This is a genomic window from Candidatus Omnitrophota bacterium (assembly GCA_014728045.1).
In the GTDB taxonomy this organism is placed as follows: Bacteria; Omnitrophota; Gorgyraeia; order Tantalellales; family Tantalellaceae; genus WJMH01.
Window position 1 is genome coordinate 128,942 of sequence record WJMH01000015.1, and the last position, 23,548, is coordinate 152,489.

25 protein-coding genes and 1 tRNA gene are annotated in these 23,548 nt (G+C 50.2%); 4 read left to right on the forward strand and 22 right to left on the reverse strand.

Translation table 11 applies throughout. From position 1 onward, the window contains the following. Positions 1-111 precede the first annotated feature (111 nt). The 15 genes from GF409_05760 to GF409_05830 all read right to left on the reverse strand — a co-directional run bounded on the left by GF409_05760 (position 112) and on the right by GF409_05830 (position 13,121). The gene (locus tag GF409_05760; GenBank protein MBD3426718.1) at positions 112-1,959 is read right to left on the reverse strand and encodes an amino acid permease; all 1,848 of its coding nucleotides are present in this window, start codon (positions 1,957-1,959) and stop codon (positions 112-114) included. A gap of 109 nt (positions 1,960-2,068) precedes the next feature. Then, entirely contained in the window at positions 2,069-2,512 is a 444-nt protein-coding gene (locus tag GF409_05765) for a response regulator (GenBank protein MBD3426719.1), read from the reverse strand. Between the two features lie 85 nt (positions 2,513-2,597). Beyond that, complete coding sequence (locus GF409_05770; protein ID MBD3426720.1) at positions 2,598-3,671, reverse strand: DUF763 domain-containing protein; 1,074 nt, start codon at positions 3,669-3,671, stop codon at positions 2,598-2,600. A 12-nt stretch (positions 3,672-3,683) separates the two neighbouring features. Further along, complete coding sequence (locus tag GF409_05775; GenBank protein MBD3426721.1) at positions 3,684-4,115, reverse strand: YbhB/YbcL family Raf kinase inhibitor-like protein; 432 nt, start codon at positions 4,113-4,115, stop codon at positions 3,684-3,686. Next, complete coding sequence (locus GF409_05780; protein MBD3426722.1) at positions 4,087-4,578, reverse strand: cupin fold metalloprotein, WbuC family; 492 nt, start codon at positions 4,576-4,578, stop codon at positions 4,087-4,089. The genes GF409_05775 and GF409_05780 overlap by 29 nt, the downstream gene beginning before the upstream one ends. Before the next feature lies 1 nt (position 4,579). Then, a complete protein-coding gene (locus tag GF409_05785; protein ID MBD3426723.1) occupies positions 4,580-6,016 on the reverse strand; it encodes a tetratricopeptide repeat protein in 1,437 nt (478 codons plus the stop codon). 9 nt (positions 6,017-6,025) lie between these two features. Next, on the reverse strand, positions 6,026-6,922 hold the full coding sequence (locus GF409_05790; GenBank protein MBD3426724.1) for a CPBP family intramembrane metalloprotease: 897 nt from the start codon (positions 6,920-6,922) through the stop codon (positions 6,026-6,028). A 69-nt stretch (positions 6,923-6,991) separates the two neighbouring features. Beyond that, positions 6,992-10,300 (reverse strand): hypothetical protein, encoded by a 3,309-nt coding sequence (locus GF409_05795; GenBank protein ID MBD3426725.1) that lies wholly within the window; start codon positions 10,298-10,300, stop codon positions 6,992-6,994. Between the two features lie 208 nt (positions 10,301-10,508). Beyond that, complete coding sequence (locus GF409_05800) at positions 10,509-10,898, reverse strand: hypothetical protein (protein MBD3426726.1); 390 nt, start codon at positions 10,896-10,898, stop codon at positions 10,509-10,511. 62 nt (positions 10,899-10,960) lie between these two features. Then, positions 10,961-11,389, reverse strand: coding sequence for an arsenate reductase ArsC (locus GF409_05805; GenBank protein ID MBD3426727.1), 429 nt, complete (start codon positions 11,387-11,389; stop codon positions 10,961-10,963). A 253-nt stretch (positions 11,390-11,642) separates the two neighbouring features. After that, complete coding sequence (locus tag GF409_05810; protein MBD3426728.1) at positions 11,643-12,077, reverse strand: hypothetical protein; 435 nt, start codon at positions 12,075-12,077, stop codon at positions 11,643-11,645. Between the two features lie 54 nt (positions 12,078-12,131). After that, a complete protein-coding gene (locus GF409_05815) occupies positions 12,132-12,275 on the reverse strand; it encodes a hypothetical protein (protein MBD3426729.1) in 144 nt (47 codons plus the stop codon). A 5-nt stretch (positions 12,276-12,280) separates the two neighbouring features. Next, positions 12,281-12,619 carry a hypothetical protein gene (locus GF409_05820; protein ID MBD3426730.1) on the reverse strand — a complete coding sequence of 113 codons (339 nt, stop codon included), beginning with the start codon at positions 12,617-12,619 and terminating at the stop codon, positions 12,281-12,283. Continuing rightward, complete coding sequence (locus GF409_05825) at positions 12,604-12,945, reverse strand: hypothetical protein (protein MBD3426731.1); 342 nt, start codon at positions 12,943-12,945, stop codon at positions 12,604-12,606. The genes GF409_05820 and GF409_05825 overlap by 16 nt, the downstream gene beginning before the upstream one ends. Positions 12,946-13,044: 99 nt before the next feature. Beyond that, a tRNA-Asn gene (locus tag GF409_05830) sits at positions 13,045-13,121 on the reverse strand. A gap of 121 nt (positions 13,122-13,242) precedes the next feature. Here GF409_05830 and GF409_05835 point away from each other — a divergent pair. The 3 genes from GF409_05835 to dinB are packed head-to-tail and all read left to right on the forward strand — an operon-like array spanning position 13,243 to position 17,169. Next, a complete protein-coding gene (locus tag GF409_05835; protein ID MBD3426732.1) occupies positions 13,243-13,533 on the forward strand; it encodes an acyl carrier protein in 291 nt (96 codons plus the stop codon). Between the two features lies 1 nt (position 13,534). Next, on the forward strand, positions 13,535-15,976 hold the full coding sequence (locus GF409_05840) for an AMP-binding protein (protein MBD3426733.1): 2,442 nt from the start codon (positions 13,535-13,537) through the stop codon (positions 15,974-15,976). Next, positions 15,871-17,169 (forward strand): DNA polymerase IV, encoded by a 1,299-nt coding sequence (dinB, locus tag GF409_05845; GenBank protein ID MBD3426734.1) that lies wholly within the window; start codon positions 15,871-15,873, stop codon positions 17,167-17,169. The genes GF409_05840 and dinB overlap by 106 nt, the downstream gene beginning before the upstream one ends. Here the strand turns inward: dinB and GF409_05850 are convergent, their stop codons facing one another. From GF409_05850 to GF409_05875, 6 genes are all read right to left on the reverse strand, one after another. Next, positions 17,170-17,724, reverse strand: a complete 555-nt coding sequence (locus tag GF409_05850) for a DJ-1 family protein (protein MBD3426735.1) — start codon at positions 17,722-17,724, stop codon at positions 17,170-17,172. A gap of 11 nt (positions 17,725-17,735) precedes the next feature. Beyond that, positions 17,736-18,605, reverse strand: a complete 870-nt coding sequence (locus tag GF409_05855) for a hypothetical protein (GenBank protein MBD3426736.1) — start codon at positions 18,603-18,605, stop codon at positions 17,736-17,738. After that, entirely contained in the window at positions 18,490-19,296 is an 807-nt protein-coding gene (locus GF409_05860; GenBank protein ID MBD3426737.1) for a hypothetical protein, read from the reverse strand. Before GF409_05860 ends, GF409_05855 begins: the two co-directional genes overlap by 116 nt. Before the next feature lie 48 nt (positions 19,297-19,344). After that, the gene (locus tag GF409_05865; GenBank protein MBD3426738.1) at positions 19,345-19,722 is read right to left on the reverse strand and encodes a response regulator; all 378 of its coding nucleotides are present in this window, start codon (positions 19,720-19,722) and stop codon (positions 19,345-19,347) included. Between the two features lie 94 nt (positions 19,723-19,816). After that, the gene (locus GF409_05870; protein MBD3426739.1) at positions 19,817-20,629 is read right to left on the reverse strand and encodes a hypothetical protein; all 813 of its coding nucleotides are present in this window, start codon (positions 20,627-20,629) and stop codon (positions 19,817-19,819) included. 42 nt (positions 20,630-20,671) lie between these two features. After that, the gene (locus GF409_05875) at positions 20,672-21,319 is read right to left on the reverse strand and encodes a hypothetical protein (GenBank protein ID MBD3426740.1); all 648 of its coding nucleotides are present in this window, start codon (positions 21,317-21,319) and stop codon (positions 20,672-20,674) included. Between the two features lie 188 nt (positions 21,320-21,507). On the opposite strand from GF409_05875, the gene GF409_05880 reads away from it, so the two are divergent. Continuing rightward, positions 21,508-22,458 (forward strand): glycosyltransferase, encoded by a 951-nt coding sequence (locus GF409_05880; protein ID MBD3426741.1) that lies wholly within the window; start codon positions 21,508-21,510, stop codon positions 22,456-22,458. 8 nt (positions 22,459-22,466) lie between these two features. On the opposite strand, the gene GF409_05885 is transcribed toward GF409_05880, so the two are convergent. Further along, entirely contained in the window at positions 22,467-23,546 is a 1,080-nt protein-coding gene (locus tag GF409_05885) for a DUF354 domain-containing protein (GenBank protein MBD3426742.1), read from the reverse strand. Positions 23,547-23,548: the final 2 nt, after the last annotated feature.

The following is a 23,548-nucleotide window of genomic DNA, read 5'->3' on the forward strand; positions in this document are numbered from 1 at the left end:
TGTAACAATATTCACAGATTTCGTTCCTGATTTCACAAATATAATACTTTTGGGATGGATTGTCAAGACTAAAATTCGGGGAAAAACCCGGCAAATGGACTGGTGTGCTCTTTAATCGTGGCGCTTGCGTTTCCCGGTGAGAATAAGGTCGCGAAGGACCTCTGTGTCCCTGGCTTTCATCCAGCGTTGCTCGAACTTGGGATCCTGCACTATCTGCGCTATTGCCGAAAGAGCCCTCAGGTGGAAGTTGCGCTCGTCCTTCGTGCCGGCTATCACGAACACGATATGGACCTTTCTGTCCTTACCGGGGAATATTATGCCTTCCCTGCAACGAGCAACCAATATGCAGAACTTCTCTGCGCCCTCAATGATTATATGCGGTATCGCCAGGCCCGGGCTCAACACGGTACTGCTCTGCCTTTCCCTTTCCAGGAGAAGTTCCACCAGATGCGAGGAAGGGACATCTATCTTCGGGGAAAGTTTTTCCGCCGCCAGTTTAAAAAAATCGTACATGGTCACGGACCCGGATATGTCAAGAACATCGCTTTTTTCTATGATCCTGTCGAACCTGTCTTTTACGACTTCGTCTCTTTCAAGGATGATCTCCCTGAGTTCCCTCTCAAGAGATACGTCCACAAGTTCCCGTGGCGTTATTCTCTCTATAAGGTGAAGCAGGGCGAAATCCCTGTTCACCCTGAGCCTGCCGTAGAACCAGAAGACAGTAAGGCCGCAGGCGAAAAGGAGCGATCCTATGAAGAGCGCCTCTTTCCCCATGTTAACGACCAGTAGCCAGCATCCGAATATGCCCACAAGCTGGGCCCACGGATAAAGCGGCGAAAGGAACTTTGGTTGATAGTTCTGGACCTTGCTCTCGCGCATGATGATAACGCAGAGGCACGAGAACATGAAGGTAAGTATAAGCACCGTGGATGCCACTTCCACCAGCACATAAAGGTCCAGGAATAACGCGCTTATCATAATGATCCCGGTGACCAGTATAGCGAAACCGGGGGTCTTGAACCTGGGGTTGATCCGGCCGAACACTTCCGGCAGAAGGTGATCGCGGCTCAGCGCCAGGGGATATCTTGAAGCGGACATTATACCCGCGTTCGCGGTCGATACGAAAGCGAGGATAGCGGCCACCCCGAGAGCCACCTTCCCCCACTCACCCATAAAAACAAACGCACCGTCAGATATGGGGGTAAGGGACCTGTTCAGCTGTTCGTTGCTCAAGACGCCCGAAGTCACAAAGACGGTTATGATATAAAGCACGCTCACCGAAACCAGGGATATTATCATCCCCAGGGGGACGGTCCTTGCCGGGTTCTTCACTTCCTCGGCTATACTGCCTATCTTGAGAAGACCCCCGTAGGAAACGAACACGAAACCCGCGGTCGAGAATATCGCGGTCATCCCATGGGGAGCGAAGGGTCGAAAATTCGCTTTTTCTATAGCGGGCACGCCTTTGACTATGTATATGACCAGCAGTATAAGAAGCACGGCAACAATGGATATCTGCACCCTTCCCGCTTCCTTGATACCGATGAAGTTGATCAAAAGAAAAATCAGGCAGAACCCAAGAGCGATGAACCTGGGGTCCCAGTCGACCACCAGAGTGGTGAATGCTGCCATGCCCACAAGGGCGAAAGAGCTTTTCAGGGAAATAGAGAGCCAGGTAAGCAGCCCGTTGATCGTTCCAAGCGCGGGACCCATACTGCGCGTAACATAAAAATAGGTCCCTCCGGCGCGGGGCATCGCCGATACCAGCTCCGCCTGGCTTAGCATGCCAGCCATGGCGAGTAAACTTGCGAGCATATAGGATATTGTTACCGCCGGCCCCGCCAGAGCATGCGCCAGACCCGGCAGCACGAAAAGACCGGAGCTTATCATGGCCCCGGAAGCAATACAAAAGACGTCCAAGAGGCCCAGCTCTCTTTTCAGTTGTGATTCTTTCTGCATAATATGTGCTTAGGATAATTTATTAGATACACGGATTCCGTTAGAGTATACATTATATCGGAAGGGAAAACAATGTTACCGGTGCCCTGAATAGATAAGACGGACATCCTCAATCCGGCAACTGGTCAAAAAGAAGCCAGTAAAGGGCCAGTTCCGAGAGCTCTTCCGCGAACCTGTCGAAACTCGCGGGCTTGACTATGTACCTGCTGACATCTAGACTGTAGCTGTCAAGCATGTCCCCTTCTTCCTTGGAAACGGTAAGAACAACGACGGGCATATTGCGCGTACTGTCGTCCGCCCTCATTTCCTTCAAGACGTCGATACCGCTCATCCCGGGCAGGTTGAGGTCCAGAAAAACCAGTTTGACGGCAGGTTCTCTTTTTCTCTTCTCGAACTTGCCCCGCGCGAAAAGAAAGTCAAGGGCCTCCTCACCCGACTCAACGACATGCACCTTCTTTATGAACTTGTGTTTTTCAAGAGCCCTCGCTATAAGCTCGGCGTCGTTCGGATTATCCTCGACCAGTAGTATGTCAACCGATTTACCTACAGACATGATCTACCTCCCTGTTCATTACGCACACCATGAGACTAACAAATATATAATACCCTAAAAAAAACGATAAGCAAGCCCCCTGACTTTATCCATACCGGCTGAGCCTCTTGAACGCCTTCATTTTATCGGTAGAACCTATACGGGCCTTTGAAACGGCGCGCCTCAAAAAGTCTATTGAGCTGTCATATACCTGCCTGTTCACCGGATAGGGATGCCCGTCCTTGCCCCCGTGAGCGAAACTGAACCTGGCAGGATCGCGGAAACTCGGCTTGGCGCCGTATACCAGCTCCGAGATCAGAGCTAACGCCCGGATAGTGGCCGGCCCAACCCCGCGCAGCCCCAGCAGCTGCTCAAAGTTAGCCGGGACCTTCCGGTAAGAGCCAAGAAGAATCTTCTTGAGGTTCTCGGGCCTTATATCCCGCTTTGTAACGTGATGCCTCGATGAAAGTCTAAGCGAATCTATCCGCTTGTATTCAGAGACCGTCTTTACCGGGTCCCGGCGCGCCAGCTCCGCGGTAAGGGTTCTTGCCCGGGCGCTTTTCCGGTCGACCATATTCAGCGCCTCGTTCCTCTGATCGCAGCAGACGGCGCTGTGCGGCTCACACACGAAGTCGGCCACCCGGCTGCCCAGCCAGTGATATCGCCGCGCCCATCGGCTATCCGCGTTCATGCCCTGCTGCACTACCGCCCACCTTCCGGAACGGTCGACCAGGAAGGTGTGGTGGTAAAGCTGATAGCCGTCCTGTACGGCGGTGTTGTCGACCTTGGCGGACATCCTGCTGGCATAAACAAGTTTTTCCGGATCGGCATCCACCAGCCTCTTTTCGGCCAGGGACTCCAGTTCAGAGGGCGTCTTTCTCGAGGTGGCCCCCTTCCCTCCGCAGACAAAAAGGCCGACCTCCTTTCCGGCATCCTCAAGGGCGGCTTTCAGCGCGCCGCAAACGGTGGTGGTCACTCCCGAAGAGTGCCAGTCGAACCCGAGAACGCATCCGAAAGCCTGGAACCAGAAAGGATCGGAGATCTTCTCCAGATATCCTTCGGTGCCGTATTCACCGCATACGGCCAGACTGATCTCCCTCGCCAGGAGCTTCATCCTGTCGAAAAGCCATCTGGGGGCCTTTCCTCCGTGAAGAGGTAAACGCGCGGTGCCCGTTCTCACCTTTTCTCTCCTTTAGTTCTTCTTGTAAAGGCCCACGAGCTCGGAACTGGCTATAATGTGTTGCTTCATCGCCTTTTCAAGAGCCTCTTTGTCTATTCCTTCCTCAAGGCCCAGCTCCTTACTGAGAGCGTAAACCTTGAAAAAATACCGGTGCGTGCCCGACGGCGGGCAAGGGCCTCCGTAATTGTACCTGTCGAAATCGTTATGCCCCTGTTTTCCCGGGACGCTGTCCTCTTCAATTTTACCCGTGGGCGGTATATCGTATACCACCCAGTGGACCCACGTTCCCATGGGAGCGTCCGGGTCATCCACGATAAGGGCCAGGCTCGCGGCTTCCTCGGGAATATCCTCGATCACCAGTTCGGGATTTATGTCACTCCCCTGACAGGTGAACTTTGCCGGTATATATCCGTTATTATCGAATTGGGGACTTGTTATCTTCACCTAACACCTCCTTTTTTATCCTGTTGACGTATTCATTTATTCCCGGGCCGTTTTCACGCGGAGCCCAGTCGGCGAATATCTTATCCCGGTGCTCTTCATACGGCCCGTCCTTTATCTCGTAGAGAACGGAGCTTTCAAGGGGTATGAGCGAATGCCACTTCGCCGGGGCTACCTCGACGCCGTAGGCGCCTTTTACCGGATCGAGCAGAACATGATCGGCGAGGTCACCTTTATCCGTGAACTCAAGGAATAGCGCCCTCCCCTTGAGGATGATAAAGACCTCACGCTTGGGGGGATCTTCATGCTTGTGCGGGGGGAAATACGCCTCGGGTTCCACCGCGTTAAGCATCCTGTTAATGGGATCGGAGTGGTCGGAATGAAAATTATAATTACACCTTTTCCTGCTTGCTTTTTTCGCTTTATCCAGGACTTCTCCGGTAAGGTCCCTCGTTATCTTTTTCATGTCATTCCTCGTAAATGAAAGTAAGATCCGCGACAACCCTCGGGTCGGGGTTCCTTCTTATGTAATCGATGAAATACTTCGCCCGCCTGGCTGTAGCTGAATCGGAATCCAGCTCTATCGCCTTTTTGAGATAAGAATACGCCCTGGAACGGTTATGTTCTCCCGCGTAATAGCAAAGCGCAATATTGTAGTGGGCGTCCTGGTGCTCGGGATCGATCTCGAGGATCCTGGTGTACTGGTCCATCGCTCCGTCATAGTCCTTGGAAGTCGCGTACATATAGGCGATATAATTCAACGCCGAGATATAAAAATCCTGTGTATCCTCGTCAGTATCGGGCAACAGTTCCATCTTTTCCCTGAATATATCGAACTGGGCTATGCCCTTTTTCATTTTGCGTTCGAAAAAATATGCTTTTCCCAGGTATAAATGAGCGGTGGGATAATCCGGCGCGATACGTATGGCCTTGCGGAAGAGTTTTATCGCGGTCCTTCTCTGTCCCCTTTTCCAGTAGATCTGACCCATCTGGGTGATCGCGGCGTAATCAGCCGGGTTAAGGGAAATCCTTCGTCGGCATACCTCCTCGGCCTCCTGATAACGACCCAGGCGTATGAGCTCGGCAATATCCTGGTATCTTCTGGGAAGGGCCTTTTTGATCCTCTCAATCCGGTCGGCCTCCTTAAGGGAAGATTTACTGCCTTCGCGCCTCAACAGTTCCAGGGCTTTACGGTAATGTTCCTGGGCCTCGTCGAAACCACCCGTTGCGACGTAACTGTCCGCCAGACTCCTGTAAAGCCGCGCGTTATCCGGCTCTTCCTCTATCGCCTTCTTGTAATCCTCTATGGCCTGTTCGTAGAACATCCCCGAATAGTATATATCCGCCGAAAGCGTATGGATCCCGGGAAGATATTCTATGTTCCTCTTCAGCCATATTATATGTGCCATGATGACCGAGGGGAAATAATACTCACGGGAGACTATCCTGTCAAGCACGCTCAGGTGGCCCGCAGCCATCCGCTCGATTATGAGTTCCCGCGGGCCGCTTTCCGAGGCAAGAAGCTCTTTGGACCTTTCTATATCGGCTAACACTTCTCTATTGTTGTAAATGACCCGGAGGGTATAATCCACCAGTTCGATATTCTCGCTTCCCGGGCCCAGTTCTTCTGCCCTAGTGAAGTGCTCGCGCGCCTTCTCATACTCCATGAGACCGTAATAGGCTATCGCCAGGGTCATGTGAAGCTCGGCGTCATCCGGAGAGCTTTCGAGCATAGGCTTAAGTTCCTCCGCGGCCTGACGGTAATTACCCAGCTCTGTCATGGATCTGGCTATGCGGCCGAGCGTCCCGGATGCGCTCTCCTGGCCCCTCACAGATACCGCACCTGCCAAAAGAGAAGAGATGATGATAACCGTCAGAATATGAAAGGATGATCTTCTAGACATGGACACGTCTCAATATTTCAGTAAAAAGTAATCCAAAAACCCCATTCCCACGGTGACCAGGTTGTACACGTGATGCATTATGATGGCGATCCAGGTCGAGCCGGTTTTCGCCCTCACATATGTTATTATAATACTAAGCGAGAACAAAGCTACCATAAAAGTATAACTTTCCCTGACCTGGGAATAATGAGCGAAGGTAAATACCACCGAAGTGAGCACCACCGAGGGGAAAATGCCCATGTACTTGTTGAAAGCCGGGTACAGAAACCCCCTGAAGACGACTTCCTCTACGAAGGGCGCCACGAAAAGCACCGCAAGGACAATGACCACGTTCCCGGCAAGACGCGCCTCCGGGAACACCGAGTTGAACGGAAGGTTCGGCACAAGCGGGTTGGTCATGTTGACCTCCCGGATGAGTATGGATATACCTATATATAGCGGAAGCCACGCTTCCCAAAGCTCCGGGTTGGGCTTGCGCGCTACGACCGAATCCCAGAAAGAGACGTTGCGCGAATTGACAAGTACCACCAGGAAGACAAGGCTGGCGCCCTTGAGGATCAGGGTATTTATATAAGTACTGATGTAATACAGGAGCTTGGGATCCTTTGTAACGATCCCGACGTGGGCCCTAACGAACCCCACTATGCTCGAACCTATGTGAAAAGGGTCGTTCGCGGCAAAAAGCACTACAAGGACCGTAAGCGCCAGTACGTCAAGCATATTCCAGGGACATCCCTTCCTGTCTCTGCCCTTGAAGAGGATTTTTTTAAGCACTCTCAGAAAAGAACTGGCCACTTCTGCTGGAAGGGAATCCTTTTCTTTAGCGTAACCTTCAAGAATCTTTTTACAGTACCTGCATCTTATGGCAGTATCGGATATGGTCTTGCCGCAATAAGGACATTCCATTCAAAGCCTCCGGTTAATAATTAATTATATATTAATTATAATGGGACAGCCCTCAAAGTCAAAAACCGATTAGGCGGCAACGAGGGCCTGGAGCTGGGTATCGTAAATCCTTTTTAGCTCCATCAGATCGTAGGGTTCGGCTTCAGGTATGAAGACCCAGAACCTGGGGCCCGCCCGGGTGGCGGTTATCTTCGGGTCATGTACCGAATCGATCTCCCCGAAAGAGAGTTTTATCGCCAGGGACATCATCTTAAGTATCCTTATATAACTGTTCTCGGTGAGTTTGGCGGCATCGACCCCCACCAGAAAAGCTCTTTTCTCCTCCGGGGTGCTCCTTAACGCCGAAAAGGCCTCAGATCGCAGGATCTCTTCGCTTCCCAGAACGACCACATTACCGAGGGAGGTATTCGTCTTTTGAGCTCTTTCCAGCAGGCTGGCAGCAAGCTCTTCGCCTTTTCCTCTTACGACCAAAACGTTATTCAGACCTTCTTCCCTCTCTAACTTGTAAATGGCGCTCAATAAGGACTGTATGGCGATGCCCTGCTCGGAATCCATCCCGGGTATCCAGCTTGTATCAAGCCCTATAATGATCCTCTCCTCCTGCTTGCGCGCTTCATATGCCCTTAACCTGAGAGTGTCCATGAAGGTCATGGCCTCGGAGGTCTTGCCCCTCAGGTTCTCTTCCATACGATCGGTCCTGAGCTTCGCGTTCTTGCGGTTTATCTCATCCTCCATCCTGAGCCATCCGTCGCTGTACCGGGCGTTGAGAAAACGTACCGAAGCCCTGTTGAAAGGAGAATTGAGCCTGTAGTACAGGTCCCGGAGATTATTCCCGCCGCCGGCAGAGATCTCCCTGCCGTGGCAGAGTTGCTCGATATCACCAAGCGCGTCTATGACCGAAAGTATCTCTTTATGTATACCCGCCTGTTTACCCCACATGGCGTTCCATTCTTCCATATCCCTCTTAAGGCCCCGGGCCTTCCGCTCCAGTTCATGTACAAAGCTCATGTTCTCACGCCAGGCGGTCCTGAAAGAAAAAAGGCTCTCGCCGTCAAGTGAGAAAAAATGGTCCCGGACCCTTTCAAGGTCCTGGAACCTTTCGCAAAAAGAATCGAACTCCGTCCTTATATTCGCCGGGGTCTTGTATGCCGGGACCTCGACGAACCCGGATGTATCCACTTCCCGCTGCAGACTGAGAACATCCGTACGCGCGTTCAGCAAATACACCTTTATGGAGTTGAAAGGAGCGTTGAGCCCGTAGTGTATGCCGGAAGCGGACTGGCTTTTTCTGCCGTCGGTGATGGAGATTATGTTGTCAAGCTGGCTGATCATGCCCCTGAGCTGTTTATCCACCCCGAAACCCGCGGCCCATTTGATCCTCCATGCTTCTGCCCGGTCGCGCAGTTCGGACGTGCGTTTGCCGAGATCGTAATAGGCATGCGTAGGATCGATATAACTGGCCCTGGAAGCCCTTTCAAAGGCCGAGGTGCGGGAACTTTCAAGCCGGCGGAACGCTTCATGGATATCACCGAAGCTTTCCCGCGCCTGGCGGATCATCCGCGCTTTTATGTGTTCGGTGTCGGTATCCTCAAGCTGTATCGTTACCGTAGCGAGCAGAACAGCCGTGTCCGAACCGCTGTAGTAGACATCAAATACGTATTCCCCCTTGGCGAGATTATATTCGGTAAGGACTGCACCGCAGCTGTAAATAGCCCCCGGGACCCAACCTCTCAGTTCGTATCCCTCTTCCGGCACAAGTATGGGTTCGGTAGCGTAATAGTTAAGCGGATTGTTCCTGTCGCTGACTATGAGCCTGATATCGTAGTATTTGGACTTCTTTTCCCCGTCGCGGTATCCAGCCTTGTGGTACAGCATGAAGTCATACTCCACCCTTCCGGTTTCCGACGGCATCTCGGCGACATAAGCTGATGCCCCCAGCCAGCCTTCCCGCGGGCTCATCTTCATGTAGGGGCCTGCGTCATGCCACGGACCGGCGAGCCCCTCCTCGGAAACGGCCATCCTTATACTGGACCTTTCGTCCTCATCCGGCCTGTAGAGACCGCACCAGTATTGCTTGCCGGCGAGCATGACGGGGTTGGCGAAAGGCACGAAATTCTTGTTGTTCTGCTCGGAATACCTACCTTGCTGAACGATCTTCCTTGGCTCGGACCATTCCCATTCCAGTTCGGCTTCGGGGTTTCCGGACTTTCTGATCAGATTGGCCATGAAGCTTTCCGCCGGGTGGGTCGTCACCACCGAATAATAGCTTCCGTCCCTCTCAACAGCGGTCATGTACACGTAGATCGTACCGCTTCTTTCTATAACGCGGGCGTCTTCATAGGCCACTATGCTTTCCCCGTCGGGAACAAGCATCTGTCTGTCGACTTCAACGACCGCCCTGTTTTTTATGTCATGAACAAAAAGCCCTATCTCCGAACGACGGATATCAGCACCTTCTTCTGTTTCGGCATGCACCGCTATCTCCGTGGCTCTCCTTGCGAAAAGAAGCCTCTTGTTATCTATGTCAAGCACCCCGGCGTTAAGCATGTATTCTTCTTTTTCCTTCTCGGGGAACATCACCGGACCACGCCTCTTCACGCTCTTTATTTTGACCTCGACCGGAAGCATGCCGGAGGGATTGGCGAAGGAAGACAGCACCCCGGGTATGCCCGAAGATGGAAGGCCCTCATCATCCTCCCTGGGAAGTGATCTCGGTACCACGGGATCCTCGACAACCGCCTTTACGTCACCGAAGGAGAAGACCACTTCCTCGGCAAAGATGTGTTCCGTCCCGTCGTCGAGATAGAACTTGAGAAGCTGTTTTTTAAACTCGCCTTCAGCGGCTGAAGTGTCCTTGCACAGATACGGAATACAGAAAGCGCCCTGCGAACTGTAAAGCTCCCTCCAGAGAAAGTTCCTGAAGTCAACATGGGAAAGATGTTTTGCGATGAGTTCTTTAAGCCCCTGTTCGGTAATACCTAACTGAAGCGCACGCGCTAGAAGGCGTGAAAGATAAACGAAAGCGACATCATCCTTGAAGACCTCTTCCATTTTCAGGCGTTCATCCCCGGAGGCGGCACCGTCTATATCGACTCGCCGCGGCTCGGAAGCGGATACATCCTCTTCAACGATAACGTACCCATCTTCGGTCTCTTTGATGTCTATCATGGGCTTCATCCTTAGGGTCGGAGCTAGCGTGAAGCTGTCCCCGGAAAAAGAACCTTCTTCTTGGAAAAAGAACCCGGGAAAATGATCATTAATGAGATTAGCAACAGCGGAAGACTTTATCGAGAAAAAAACGGATCCGTATATGATAATACATATAAATGCTATGAAAAGGTCCTTATAGAATATTTTCTTCTTTTCGAACAGGCTCATTATCCTCTCCGTTCAGGGTTAAACTACCTTTTTGTTATACTAATATAGTATAGCATATCATTCGAGGAAATGCAAGACTTGCCGGCATTTAATTTTAAATATAAGTTATTTCTTTATAGGTAGTTGCGTATATTAAACAAAAAAATGCAGGACGGCCCTCCCGCACTGAGGTCGGTAAAAGCTAGCAAAAGTCCTTTAAACAATGTAATTATCCGGCGATATATCCCATGTAGAGCAGAAAACCCCCAAGAATAAGAGCAATTACAGCGTGTACGGCCAGAAGAGACCTGTTCCTGCTGTAATAACTCGTAAAAACAGAGACCGTCTCGGGAAAGACCGTCATCCATACGCCCTTTATAACTCCCCCCCAACCGAAGATGGTGACCAGCACCCTCCAGTCAGCCGTCCATTTATTGTGGAACAATAAAACAACAATACCAAAGGTAAGAGCCATCATCCCGTTAAGAAGTATAAGAGCGGAGTTTCTGGGAAAGTCCTCCATCACTCTCTGGTAGAACCTCCGGTTAGCGAGCATACCCGCCCCCGCGACAACGAACCACGGTCCGACGACCCTGGCTATGAACAGAGAAGCTTCCATGAGATACCCCCTTTGGATATGGTTTCCTGTAAAAAACTAATCCCGGTGAACCGGCCGCTGGTTCATCCCGGACGCTCGATGAACTCTTTTATCCTTTTTTTGATCTTATCCCTGATCTTCCTGGTCTTTTCGAGCTTCTCCTGACGGGACCCCTTAAAAGAAGAGGGATCCTCGAAAGGCCAGTGCATCATCTCCGCCCTCCCGGGAAAGACGGGGCATCTTTGCCGGGCCTGTGCGCTACAGACGGTAATAACGTAATCATAGCTTCTACCCTGCCTGTAGATATCGTGGACACTTTTCGTTCTCTTGCCCGAAATATCTATGCCATCCTCCTTGAGGACCTCCACGACCAGGGGATTAAGTTCACCGGGCTCAAGACCCGCGCTTTCCGCCTGGTAGCTCTGCCCCGCCAGATGATCAAGAAAAGCTTCGGCCATCTGGCTTCTCGCCGAATTGTGAATGCAAATAAAGAGCACCTTCTTCTTTGACATAAGCGTATCCTTTTAGGGCACTTGTTCTATATCTCTTGCTTTCTATAGTATACCCTTTCCCCAGCGATTCTTCTAATGATCGTGCCGAAAAATAAAACCCTCTGCAACAGGCGCATCACAGAGGGTTTAAAAATGGCTCCCCGAACGAGACACGAGTCAAACTCCACAACTACAATATTGTCAATTACTTATAAAAATTAAAACTTGGCGAGGCGCTAGAAATAAGAAGTTTTTTGAGCTGATTTACTGATATTTATTCGGCTCTTTTAAATGTGCCAAATGATACCACCGATGTACTAGTTCCTTTTTTCACTGGCCACCCTTCATGCAACATATATAACGTTTGATAAAAATGAAAAGTCCCGTCATCGTTTAAGGTTAATACATTCACTCCATGTTTTGGTAAAGAAACAGCAACAATTCTACCGTTTTGATTTTCAACTATCTTAAATGTGATTTGCCCTGGCATATTAATATTTGCACCATCAACGATACCACTCACAGTTTTTTCAATTATAACCCCTTGATCTATGTCTACATCATATCTGGTTTCATAATTTGCATTTTTACCCTTATATTGCGAATTCATAAATTCGTATGCATAGACATCTGTAGCTATAATCTCATATGCTAATGCGTTCGAAACAAAACTGAAAATAAATAATAAAGTCAACAGTATCCTTATCATGGCTATCTCCTATTTTAAAAATCTAGCGAGTAAAGATCTATACGTTTTGAGTTTTTATCTCGCATCTACTTTTTTAACTTTTCCATTTTCCCAAACCGCAAGCGGGCGGCCGTCTTTTTTATGCTGTGCAACGACCTTTTTGACAGCTTTTTTCATAGCCAGTTCGGCTTTATCCTGAATCGTCATTCGTTTCTTCATAATATCTATTTCCTTGCTAAATAAGCAAAATGGTCAAAATACTTTCGCCACAGCAATTCAGATGAAGAAAACTGGTTTGTTCCACAAAAGAAATCAACCATTGCTTCACGCACTCTGAAAAGTTCTTTAAGCCTGGAATATTTTTTTATAGGGGCAATGGTCATATCTAATAATTCTAATGCCCTGTTAAACGCTCTTTGGGATAAATCCTTTTTGCCTTTTTTTTGCCAGTTTAAAGCTCTGCTAACCTCACTGCCAACATTAGCCAATTGTTCAGCTAAAGACATTTTAGCCCAACGCCCGCTTGAAAGCTCTTTATGCTGAACACTCATCTTTTTACCCACTTATTTGTAATGTCCAGAATTTTAGTCTGAATATCTTTTGAATCAACGCCTCTGGTCATATTTCCCTGAGAAGGCCGCAAATTGATCATTGAATCAAACTCAACAAAATCTTCTCCTTCAAGATCAGGATAAAAATTAATGCCCCAAAGGCTGCATTGTTTAGAACCATCCTCTAAAAATAAGGCCTCCAGATCAGAATGAAGTTCGGCGTCAATAGCAACCAACTCACGGTCAACATCAACAACCGCTTTGACTAAATCGCCAAAAGTCTCTTGAGCTATCTTTTTTAATTCTTCAATAGTTACTATATTGTTCAATATTTTCATATTTCTCCTAAAATCAAAAACCCCACAAGCCGATTAAAACTTGTGGGGTTTGAGTGTTAATCAGACCCAAAACTTTCAGTTTCGGCTGATTGTCATATTTGGCTCCCCGGGTTGGACTCGAACCAACAACCTACTGGTTAACAGCCAGTCGCTACTACCGATTGAGCTACCGGGGAACGAACCTGAAAAAGCACATAAGGTCTTTAATTATAGAGAAAATGCCCTTACTTGTCAAATGCTATTAGAAGGCCCTTAATAGAGGCGGAACCTTTTCACCCTACTCATTTATCCCATACTATGATATTATTATTGAAATCCCTGAAAGGACGTTTTACGCAAAAGATGAAGGACAGGATAAATAAATTCATCACGGAACATTTCCTTGATGGCGAAGGCGGCCTCAAGAACGACGAATCCCTGTTCGGTTCGGGTATCGTGGATTCACTGAGGCTTTTTGAACTTATAGCTTTCATCGAAAGATCGTTCAGGATCTCGGTTAGGATGAGCGAGATAACCCTGGAGAACTTTGATTCGGTGGATAATATAGCAAAGCTGGTAAAGAAGAAGCTTCCCAGAACAGGCGAATGAAATGCCCAGAAGAAATAAAGTCATATCACAATACGATCTCAGCCTCAAAAAAGACATAATCAGGGCTCTTAAGGCCCGGGGCGGCGAACAGAAGGCGCTTTTTGAAAAAGCGCGCAAGGTCCGCGACGACCATTTCGGCAAAAGGGTCGAAGTAAGAAGCGTCATAGAATATTCGAACCTGTGCCAGCAGGCCTGCAATTTCTGCGGCATGAACGTAAAAAGCAGGGTCAAAAGGTATGTACTTGCCGACGAGGCGGTGCTTAAACGCGTTAAGAGGCTTTACCGGGACGGCCGAAAAGTGATAATGTTCCAAACCGGGGAATGCCAGGCAGAAGACTATTTCAATAAACTTTTCCGGCTCCTTAAGAAGATCAAGCGGCTTTATCACGATATCACCCTTATCGGATGCTTCGGTAATCTTTCCGATGAGCAGTATAAGATGCTGAAGAGTATCGGCATCGAACGATATATCCTTAAATTCGAGACCTCAAGCCCACTTCTCTACAGGAAGATCAAGCCCTCGGATACGCTTTCCAACAGGCTTTCGCATCTTGAGAAACTCAAGAAAATGGGATTCCAGGTAAGCTCGGGCAATATCGTGGGGCTTCCCGGCCAGTCCATAGAAAGCATCGCGGACGACCTTCTTCTTCTCAGGGAACTTGACATTCCCATGGGAAGCACTTCGGCCTTCATCCCCAATGAACTTTCAAGTTACGCCGGAGAGAAAGCCGGCGAGCTGGACCTGGCGCTCAATTTCACGGCAATACTGAGGATAATGTGCCCGGAGATGCTCATCCCCACGACCAGTTCGCTTGAATCCCTGGTCAAGAAAGGTCAGCTCAGGGGCCTGAAAGCAGGCGCAAATACAGTTACCGTCCACGACGGGACTCCCCGGGACGAAGAGAACCGTTTTGTTATATATAAGCTCGGCCGCTACATCCCAAAGCATTCCCTTCTTGAAGTGGTAAAAAAGGCGGGGCTTACTCCTTCCAACACCTCGCTCATACGCGACCGTTCAGAAAATTCCCTCTACCATGAACTTGTTCTGAAGAACCTCGGCAAAAAGACGCCCGCGGTATACTCGGACGGAAAAAGATACACCTACAAGAACCTCTCCAGCATGTCGAACCGCTTCACGAGCTTCCTCCTGGAGAAAGGCCTCGTCCCCGGCGATACGGCCGTCATAGCGCTGGATGATTCGATAGAACTTGTGGTCTGTCTTTTAAGCTGTATACGTCTCGGGATACGGGCGGCTATTGCGGACCCCCTTCTCTCTAAAAAAGAATGGAAGAACCTCCTCAAGGATGTAAACCCGGGAGCTGTCCTCACCACAAGAGAGGTTTCAGGAAAGCACAGTGATAAACGTTTTTTAAGTGTGTCAGCCTACGGTACCAGCGAGGAGTTCACTTCCCTTCTCGACAAGTATCCTGAAATAGACCGGGTAGTGGCCCCAGACCACAACAACACCGCTCTTATACTTTTCACTTCCGGCAGCACCGGACGCCCCAAGGGGGTCATGCACACTTACAGGAACCTCTCGGTGGACTCTTTTGCCAGAACAGTTCTTAAAATGAATAAAAAGGATATCTCTTTTTCGTGTTCGCGAATGCATACCAGCTTCGGATTCGGCAACAGCTTCCTTTTCCCCTTTCTGACCGGCGGTGGGGTGATACTCTCAAGGACCATACCCAACCCCTACTCTATCCGCAGAATATTGAAACCGGGCCCGACACTTTTTTTCGCGGTTCCCCAGATATATTCTGTACTGCTCCCTCACGCGGCAGGTCTTAAGAGGCACTTCAAGAGCGTAAGGCATTTCGTGAGTTCGGGAGAAAAACTCACCGTCTCCCTTTTCAATGACTGGAAGACCTCCTGCGGAGTGAAGGTCCTTGAATGTCTGGGCGCCACCGAACTTTGTCACCCTTTCGTCTCTAATAGGCCCGGCAGGGAAAGACCCGGCACCTGCGGCAGACCCGTGGAAGGATTCCAGGTAAGAACGGATAAAAAAGGCGTTCTCTCGTACCGGGGCCCGTCGCTTTTCACTGGATACCTGAATGATAAGAAGCTTACAAGAAAAAGCTTAAAGAACGGCTGGTTCCGTTCCGACGACATGGGATACATCGACAAGGATGGCTATCTTTTTTTCAAGGGCAGGGATAACCTTGTGGTGAAATCCGGCGGGAACTGGATCTCCTTCTGCGATATCGAGAAGATTATCGAAAAGTGTCCCGTGGTAAAAGAAGCAGCCGTTGCCAAAAAGGCCGATAAGCTCCACTATTATGTCACCGTCAGAAAAGGCTCCACATCGAGTTACGCTGTTAAGAAAATACGTAAACACTGCCTCGGGCAAATGAAAATGAACCAGCTGCCGGACGAGATACATGTTCTGGAAGAACTTCCCAGGACCAGAAGCGGAAAGATCAGGCGGGCATCTCTGGGATAATGACCCATCATATCACCATGGCAGATAAAAACCGATACATAGTTCACGTGGACATGGACGCGTTCTTCGCGTCCGTTGAACAGAGGGATGACCCCTCTATCAAGGGCAGGCCCGTGATAGTAGGGGCTGATCCCAAAAAAGGCGCCGGTAGAGGCGTCGTCGCGGCCTGTTCCTACGAGGCAAGGAAATATGGCATACATTCCGCCATGCCCATTTCAACGGCCTATAAAAAATGCCCGAAAGCGGTGTTCCTCCGTCCGGATTCATCTAAATACTCCGCCGTATCCCGGGAGGTTTTCGCGATACTGGAGAATTTCACGCCCGAGATCGAACCGATAAGCATCGACGAGGCCTTTATGGACATTACCGGAAGCTTCCATCTATTCGGAACACCCGAGGGAACCTGCCGGAAGATCAAGCAGGAGATCCGCAGGAAGACCGCCCTTACCGCGTCGATAGGCCTTGCTCCGAACAAGATGACCGCGAAGATCGCCTCTGAGGTAGGCAAACCGGACGGTCTTGTCATCGTCAAACCGGGCCGGGTACTCGACTTCCTTCACCCTCTTCCCGTGGGAAGGCTCTGGGGCATCGGGGAAAAGACCCTTTCGGTGCTTGAGTCGGTAGGCATCCGTACCATAGGTGACCTTGCGGCAAAGGGTGAGGAGGAACTCGAGGATCTCTTCGGCAAGAACGGCCGTCACATGTATCTTCTATCTTCGGGCATGGACGGGCGGTCCGTGGAAACGACCGAGGTCATCAAGTCCATAAGTAATGAACATACCTTCGAAGAGGATGCCACCGACAACCAGGTGATGTTTGATACCTTGATGCACCTGAGCGAGAAGGTTTCAAGAAGGATGCGCAGGAGCGGGCTCAAAGGGCGCACCGTAACGCTGAAGATACGGTTCTCGAATTTCAAAACTTATACAAGATCACATACCCTGGATCAGGCAACGAATTATGTGGACGATATATATGGAAAAGCGCTTGAAAAAATACAAGAGTTCGACACCTCCAGGCGGGCTGTGCGCCTTCTGGGGGTCAAGGTCTCGAACCTCACCGACGACTCCTGGCGCTCTGACCTGTTCCGGGGCACGGACGAGGAAGCGCTGAAAAAAGAAAGACTGCACAGAGCTCTCGACAGAATAATGGAAAAATACGGCTCCGGCGCGGTGAGGCGACGACGCGCATGACTATTCGCCCGAGAGCATCTGGCTGGCTATCATGTCGGATTTGGTCTTGCCGACAAGGTTCTCGGCTATTTTCCGGGAGAATTTCATTGCGGTAGCCGGGCCGCGGCTGGTTATTATGTTCCCGTCCTGTATGACATCCTCTTTGGAATGCTTTACGACCGCCGAAAAATTCTTGTCAAGTCCCGGGTAACAGGTGGCCTGGCGGCCGTCAAGGATACCCGCCGGAGCAAGCACCAGAGCGGGAGACGCGCAGATAGCGGCGATGATCTTGCCCGCCTCATGCATTTTCGTAACGATCTGCTTTACTTCGAGCGAAGAGGCGAGATTCTCGGCCCCGGGCAGTCCTCCTGGAAGGATAACGGCGTCAAAATCACTGTCACATTCCTCAATACGTATATCCGGTTTTATGGTCAGGCCCCTGGATCCTGTGACGGTCTCTCCTCCCACCCCGGCTACGGTTACCTCGACCTCCGCCCTGCGGAGGGTGTCTATGGGCGTTACCGCTTCTATCTCTTCAAAACCCTGTGCCAGTATGACCAAAGCTTTTTTCTTCATTGTCCACTCCTTCAGTTTTCAGAATCTTTCAGGATGAAGTCCGACAGTAGCTCCGCCATCTGGTCCATGCTTTTTGCGCATTGGCGCTTCTGTTCGGCCGTAAGACCCCATAAAGGTCTTTCAAGAGGCAGATCACTCACCACGGCAAGAGCTGCCGCTTTTATGCCCGCGGCATTTGAGGCCGTATAAACGGCGGATAACTCCATCTCAATACCGGAAAAACCTTTTCGCTCTATGTTTTTCACGAACCGGCTTTCTTCGGCCACCACCGAACCTATCGTGAAGATATCACCCAGTATAAGTTTGCCGGGGGTGTGTCCGGTCAAATGTTTTTTGAGGCGCTGGTAAACTCCCGGGTCTGCCTGTACGTACTGCCCGGAAGCGAGGATATCTTCCCGGGCGCGCCCCTTTCTGTAATATTGAGAGAATCCCTCACCGTCGAAAGCTTTATCGCAGAGCACGATGTCGCCGATCCCGGCGTCACCGAATCCGCCGCAGGTCCCGGCGAAGAGCACCGTCTCAACTGGCGAGGCCTCCAAAAGCAGCACCGCGTCACCCAGGAGCCTGTTCCCCATACCGCTTCTTATCACGGTGTATTCGACCCCGGCTTTCTTTGCCCTTACTCCCGAATATAACCTGCCTCTGAAAGAGCCGACCACGTCGCCGCCGCGGGTGAATTTATCCGGCGAAAGAAACGGGGTGATAATAACGCTCTCTGTCATACCGCCGCCGGTGCATCCGAATGCGAACTCAAAGAACCTTTCCTTATCCATGTCCATCCTGTCCGTCGGGCCGGGGTCTGTCACATTCACTGCACACCTTCGCGGTGTCGGGATTTGTGGCCCCGCAGATCCTGCACACCCAGTAGCCTTCCGGAGCATGCTTTATACGGTACTGCCGCCTTAAGAACGGCCAGACCTTGTACTGGATGAGGCCATAGAGGACGACCAGGACAGCCGCGATAATCAGGCTGATAAGGAATTCCGGCGGGGTAATCGCCGGCCTTACTTTTCCCAGGTCTATGCCGTGTCGCGCCAGGCGTTCCCGCACCAGCTGGCGGGCCAGGTCGTACCTTTCAACTCCAGCGGGATTAAGGCTGCGTATCAAAGGTTCGGAGATGCGGTAACTTCCCTGCTGGAGGTACCTGAGCTTGTTAAGATAGCTCTTGTAGTATCGTGCGGCTAACTGGGTATCACCCTTTTGCTCGTAAATGAGCCCCAGCAGAAAATCCGAACCGTAATATTCCGGCCAGGCCAGTCTTGCGCTTTTGATATGTTCCTCAGCCTTGTCGAGCTGACCCGCCGACATCGCGTAAAGACCGTCGGTGAAGTTTCTGTAAAAACTTTTGAGGTCCTCCTGGGCCCTGCCGTCTGAAGTGGCAACATCTATCAGCCCCTGCCTTAGGAAGAACCTGCGGTAGGTGAAGAACTCTTCTTCCCTCTGCTCTTTCCAGTCGGCGTAAGCGGCAAAAGAGAAAGCGGCAATAAACGCACCTGCCAGAAAGAGCGCCAGGATTCGTTTAGCCCATCTCTTCCCGGTTCTCTCTGGATAATGGTAAAACGGCGTATTCACTGAAAACACATTCGTGAGGATCATCGCAAAATCTGGAGAAAGTCTTTATTAAATCGGCTTGGTGGATTTTATAAGCCCCAGCACTTTCTCTATCTCAAAAGGTTTGTATATTATCTCTGAAGCCCTTTCTTCGATGGCTTGATGGACCAGTTCGTCCACGGAATAACCGGTCATCATTATGACCGTGGTCTCAGGCTTGATCTTCTTGACCTCTTTGAGGGTCTGTATGCCGTCCATGTCCGGCATCCTTATATCCAGGAACATGATGTCATAAACATTGTCCCTGATAAGCTCCACTGCCTGGGCCCCGCCGTAGCAGCACTCGGCCTTGTAATCATTAGCTTTCAAGATGTCACAGAAGACATCGGCGAAATCCTTGTTATCATCAACGACGAGGATCTTGTGATCTTCCATATGCAGCTCCATGATTTATATTCAAGTCCTTACTAATCCTCTTTAACCTTTGGCGATATAGATTTTACAATAAGGGCTCTTTTTTGTCGATGTTTTTCTGCCGCGGTCACTGGTCCGTTTCCCTCCCCTGGCCGTTCAGAAGGCCCCCGAAGCCTTCGGCGGCCTCTTTGAGGACCGAGGAGGTTTTATCGATAACGGTATGTGTCGTTTCACTTGTCTGTTCGGCCGCCGCGCCTATAGCCTCTTTCCCCGTGCTATAAGCCTTTTGCATGACATCCTGCACCTGGGACATGGGGATATCGACAAGATTCGATATATCCGTACCGGTCAGGGACCTGACGAATATAAGCCTTACCAGAGTATAAGGGTCTTTGATATCCTGGTATTCCTCATCGAGGTTTATCTCGTACTTTTTGACCGTCGGCTGTTCGGATCGCGCGGAATAATCCCTGTAATAAACATCCCCTACCTTGAGATGGAGGTTCGCGATATATATCTCGGGAATCTTTCTCTGCTCCTGCTGGGCAACGACCTGTCCTTCTTCCTTGCTTTCCAGGGGTTTGATCGTGTTAACGTTAAGACGGGCCTGCTCATCCCTGACTATATTAAGCTGCTGCATCGAGAACTTTAGCTCCTCCAGATACACCTTTCCCTTGAGTACCTGGATAAGGTCATAACGGACATAAACTTCGGGGATGACCGCCATGGTCTCGGTCGGGAACCCGCGCGGGTTATAAAGCTTCATATCCTTGATGAATATGGCGGGTCTTACCAGGCCAACGTCCATGCTGCCTATGTCAAGTCTTATGCCCAGTATATGCTTGAAGATATTCTCAGAAGAGACCTCTATGATCTTATCCTTCGCGATAAAGGCGACCAGCAAGAAAAGAATTACAACAACCAGTATCTTTTTCAGCATTAGGGGACTTCCTTTCAGTTGGATTCGGGCGGATCAAACTGATCAGTTTATCAACAGGTTATCTATATATATGGGGCCGTGATATTTCCTGCCTATACGATGAGGCGGCGCCGCGTCATACTCTATCCTGATAGCGATCTTCCTTACCTTATCCTGATGATGGATAAGTTTTTTCTCCTTGCGGCCTTTCCATTCGGAACTTTCATCCTCGGGCGTGTCCAGCTTGGCCTGGATGGTGGTCCATTTACCTCTTTCGAGGGGAACCGCGTAACGCATCTCGGTGAACAGCCAGCCTTCTCCCACGGTTAGGATGATGCGCGCCTGTATCAGGCCCGCCGGGGCTTTTCTGGGAAGATATACGTCAACTGATATATTTTTATATCCGGTAAGGTCAAGATACTCGAGTTTCTTGATCTCTTCGTACCCCTCAAGGCCAAGAAAAGGCAGACCCTTCTCCACCTTGAACTCGACCAGGGCGGCCGCCCACCTGTTGCCCGGGAACTCGCAATCCACCTGCAGGGAATTCTCCCCTGATGAGGCCTCCTCCGCGGTGACCTCAGTGGAGATTGCAACATGATCTCCCTGGTAAAAAGCCCAGTCGGGTATCTTCCAACCTTCCTGAGATTGTTCAAAATCGAACCGTATCTCCTCTTGAGCGCTGCAGATACCTGGAGTTAGCAATATAAACACCAGACAAGTTACCAAGACTATATGAAAAACTTTCAACTTCCCTCCCCGCTGCGTATTCAGTAAAGCGTGTTACATTTTATTATACCAGATAAATCCTATAAACAACAATATTTAGGTGAATAATAGACCCCTTCCGGTGCTCCTTGCTTTTCAACTGAATATATGATACCCTTCTCTTTATGGAAAACCTGACGCTGGTTATTCAGATACCTTGCTACAACGAGGAAAAGACGCTCCCCGTCACTCTTGAGGACCTTCCCAAGAGCATAAAAGGGATTTCCAGAATAAAAGTACTGGTGGTCGATGACGGAAGTACCGATAAAACGGTCGAAGTGGCCAAACAGTTCGGCGTTTCCGAAATAGTCCGCCTCAAAAAACGCAAGGGCCTGGCCGTGGTCTTCGCCACCGGGCTCGATCACGCCCTTAAAATGGGAGCTGATATCGTGGTCAATACCGACGCGGACAACCAGTACAAGGGCTCGGATATTGAGAGGCTGGTCGAGCCGATCCTGGATAAGCGGTCCGACATAGTCATAGGCAACAGGCGCATAGAAAAGATAAAGCACTTTTCCTTCATCAAGAAAAAGCTCCAGCGCATCGGCAGCAGGATCGTAAGATACTTGTCCGGGCTCGACATACCGGACGCCACGACGGGTTTCCGCGCCTACAGCAAGGAAGCTATACTGAAACTCAACGTCATATCCGAGTTCACGTACACCCTTGAGACCATAATAGCCGCGGGCAACAAAGGCCTGGTGGTTGAGAATATCGAGATATCCACCAACCCCGAGCTCAGGCAGTCGCGCCTTTTCAGGAGCATACCGGAATACCTTACAAGGTCTATCGCCACGCTTGTAAGAGTGTACACCATGTACCGTCCCCTAAAGGTATTTCTGCTTCTGGGAAGCTTTCTTTTTATTCTGGGTTTTTTAATAGGATTGCGGTTCCTGTATTTTTATCTTACAGGTTCCGGTGCCGGCCACATCCAGTCACTCATCCTCTTCGCGGTGCTCACCATACTGGGTTTCCAGACTATACTGTGGGGTATGTTATCTGACCTTATAGCCGCTAACCGAAGGCTAATCGAGAACACGCTGACCAAGGTGAAGAGAATAGAGCTCAAGGTTGGAAAGGAATAGTTCCTTTTTTATCTCACAGCTTCACTGTTACCGGACAGATCTCTCGCTTTCTCCGGATCGACAGGATATGTCAGGACGAACTTCTCGATGAATTCAGTCACGTCGATCTTATCCTCAAGCATCACCTCTCGCTTTTTCTTCCACTCTGAATCAAGTTCACCTCTGCAAACGAGTTCTTTCACTTCACTGAAAGCCGCTTCGGTTTGCTCAACTGAGTAATTACGTATCAAACCGTACTTCTGTTCAAGTTCATTGGTGTAGCCGAGCCCCCTGCCGGGTTTGGTTATGTAGAATGCCGGCACACCCAGCATGGCAGCTTCTGAGGCCACTGTCGCGCCCTCGCCTATTACTATAGAAGAAAAAGCCATAAGATCATGCATCCTGTGCGGTTCCACCGACAACCTGTACGGCTTGAGTTCGGCGGGCAGTTCCGCTTCAGAAGAGATGAACACCTTACCGTATCCGTTCAATATCCCGATGAGCTTGATCTTATCCTCAAGGGAAAGTCCTTTCTGGGGTATATCGTGCGATGCCTCCCATGAAACGAACCTGAGCAGGAAGAACCTCTCCTCTCCCAGGCCCAGATCCTTCAGTATGCTTTTATCCGGAGTGAACCGGTCAGGGTGAAGATAGGCTAGCTCATGATACCCGGCGTAACGCACCTGTTTTCGGCCAAGCTGGCCCATGTAGCAATCGGGGGTGCAGATGGCCGAAGCTGCCGGATAGGTTATGGCGTTGGACAAAGTGGCGGTCTCCGTGTCATAAAACACAACTGAAGGAGTGCCAGTAGCGAACCCGACATGAGCTACTGAGACCCCCGCTATACCGGTAAGAATATCAGGCTTGAACTTCCTGGCAAGCCTGAACAATTCAGCGTCCCTTGATAGAAGCTCCTTGAAAAGCCCCGCGAACCCCTTCCCCTGGCGGCTTATACAGGTATTCTCTATACCGTAGTTTTCAAGAAGGGTCAGGGTCATCTCCTTGTCGCGGGAAGTTACCAGGACCTCGTGCTCCTTCTGCCAGAGTTTTATGGCGTTACGGAAAAAATGAACGTGCGCCGGATGCATTATATCCACGAGTATCTTCATCT

Bases quoted from the DNA above. Each gene is read 5' to 3' on its own strand.
- GF409_05825 (MBD3426731.1), bottom strand. From the start codon at position 12,945: ATGAAAATATTGAACAATATAGTAACTATTGAAGAATTAAAAAAGATA.
- GF409_05850 (MBD3426735.1), bottom strand. From the start codon at position 17,724: ATGAAGAAAAAAGCTTTGGTCATACTGGCACAGGGTTTTGAAGAGATA.
- GF409_05790 (MBD3426724.1), bottom strand. From the start codon at position 6,922: ATGGAATGTCCTTATTGCGGCAAGACCATATCCGATACTGCCATAAGA.
- GF409_05835 (MBD3426732.1), top strand. From the start codon at position 13,243: ATGATATTATTATTGAAATCCCTGAAAGGACGTTTTACGCAAAAGATG.
- GF409_05810 (MBD3426728.1), bottom strand. From the start codon at position 12,077: ATGATAAGGATACTGTTGACTTTATTATTTATTTTCAGTTTTGTTTCG.
- GF409_05780 (MBD3426722.1), bottom strand. From the start codon at position 4,578: ATGAAAAAGATAACGAGGGACCTTACCGGAGAAGTCCTGGATAAAGCG.
- GF409_05870 (MBD3426739.1), bottom strand. From the start codon at position 20,629: ATGCTGAAAAAGATACTGGTTGTTGTAATTCTTTTCTTGCTGGTCGCC.
- GF409_05760 (MBD3426718.1), bottom strand. From the start codon at position 1,959: ATGCAGAAAGAATCACAACTGAAAAGAGAGCTGGGCCTCTTGGACGTC.
- GF409_05805 (MBD3426727.1), bottom strand. From the start codon at position 11,389: ATGTCAAAGAAGAAGGTGCTCTTTATTTGCATTCACAATTCGGCGAGA.
- GF409_05865 (MBD3426738.1), bottom strand. From the start codon at position 19,722: ATGGAGCTGCATATGGAAGATCACAAGATCCTCGTCGTTGATGATAAC.
- GF409_05795 (MBD3426725.1), bottom strand. From the start codon at position 10,300: ATGAGCCTGTTCGAAAAGAAGAAAATATTCTATAAGGACCTTTTCATA.
- GF409_05840 (MBD3426733.1), top strand. From the start codon at position 13,535: ATGCCCAGAAGAAATAAAGTCATATCACAATACGATCTCAGCCTCAAA.
- GF409_05885 (MBD3426742.1), bottom strand. From the start codon at position 23,546: ATGAAGATACTCGTGGATATAATGCATCCGGCGCACGTTCATTTTTTC.
- GF409_05855 (MBD3426736.1), bottom strand. From the start codon at position 18,605: ATGCTCCGGAAGGCTACTGGGTGTGCAGGATCTGCGGGGCCACAAATC.
- GF409_05815 (MBD3426729.1), bottom strand. From the start codon at position 12,275: ATGAAGAAACGAATGACGATTCAGGATAAAGCCGAACTGGCTATGAAA.
- GF409_05785 (MBD3426723.1), bottom strand. From the start codon at position 6,016: ATGTCTAGAAGATCATCCTTTCATATTCTGACGGTTATCATCATCTCT.
- GF409_05800 (MBD3426726.1), bottom strand. From the start codon at position 10,898: ATGGAAGCTTCTCTGTTCATAGCCAGGGTCGTCGGACCGTGGTTCGTT.
- GF409_05765 (MBD3426719.1), bottom strand. From the start codon at position 2,512: ATGTCTGTAGGTAAATCGGTTGACATACTACTGGTCGAGGATAATCCG.